The following is a 1,153-nucleotide window of genomic DNA, read 5'->3' on the forward strand; positions in this document are numbered from 1 at the left end:
GCGTAGCGGCCCTTCAACTGCGCACGCAGTTCGCCACCGTCGAAGATCGGCAGATGGATCGCTGAACCCACCGACGCTGTGCGGCTCGCGGCAGTCAGGAAGCGGCCGAAACCGAACGCGTCGAGGCCCAGCGCGGCGCTCAGGTTGATGTCCGGATAGAACTCGGCCTTCGCTTCTTTCACCTCGTGCGTGATCGCATCCACGCGCCAGCGCGCCGCGACGATATCGGGGCGGCGGCTCACGAGGTCGGCGGGCAGGTTGTCCGGCAAACGCACTTCGTCGCCCACCCCAAGCGTTGGCCGCGCGATCGCGAGTCCGCGGTCGGGGCCCTTGCCCATCAACGCTGCCAGCTGGTAGCGCGTGGTCAGAATGCTGCCGTCCAGCGCACTCACGCGCGAGCGGCTTGTCGCCAGGTTTGCCTGCGCGGTCTTGCGCTCCACTTGCGTGTCGAGGCCCGTGGCGATTCGGCCCGCCGTGATGCGGTCGATCTGCTCGCGGCGCGTGACTTCTTCCTGCGCGATATCGCGCAACGCGTAGAGCCGCGCCAGCTGGTTGTAGGTGCGCGCGATCGAGGTATCCAGCGTGAGCTTGACCATCTCCTCATCGGCCTCGCTCGCAGCGGTCTGCGAAACGGCGGCCCGCAGCGCCTCGCGGTTCTTGCCCCACAGATCGAGATCGTAGGATGCGGTGAGCAGGCCCTTGTTTTCGGTCTGCCACGAGCCGGCGTACGGCGGCGGAATCAGCGCCGTGCTGCTGTACTGCTGGCGCGAGAGCGAGTAGCTGGCGTCGACGCGCGGCAACGTATTCGCCTTCGCGGTTTCGCTATAGGCCTGTGCCTGCGCCACACGCGCCTTGGCCTGCTCGACCGTCGGGCTGCCCTGCAGCGCTTCGGCAATCAGCGCCTTCAACTGCGTGTCGCCAAACTGGTCGACCCAGTCGGCGGACGGCCAGTGGCCCTCTTCTTGCGGCAGGCTCTGCGCCGTTTCGAACTGTTGTGGCTTGGCCATCTGCGCGTCGCTGTGGATGCCCGCATAGTTTGCGCACGCCGCCAGCGCGGCCATGGCGATTGCCGATACACCCAGCTTCAGCGTACGGGCACCGATGCTTGATCTAGAAGTCTGCGTTTTCATTTTCTGACAAATCAGATTAATGA

General features: G+C 65.7%; 1 protein-coding gene. It reads right to left on the reverse strand.

The genetic code is table 11. The features are described 5' to 3' along the window. Positions 1-1,130 (reverse strand): efflux transporter outer membrane subunit (locus U5A52_RS42950; RefSeq protein ID WP_321940478.1); only part of this gene is annotated, 1,130 nt, incomplete at its 3' end. Positions 1,131-1,153 lie beyond the last annotated feature (23 nt).

The organism is Paraburkholderia sp. J8-2 (assembly GCF_905220195.1).
In the GTDB taxonomy this organism is placed as follows: domain Bacteria; phylum Pseudomonadota; class Gammaproteobacteria; order Burkholderiales; family Burkholderiaceae; genus Paraburkholderia.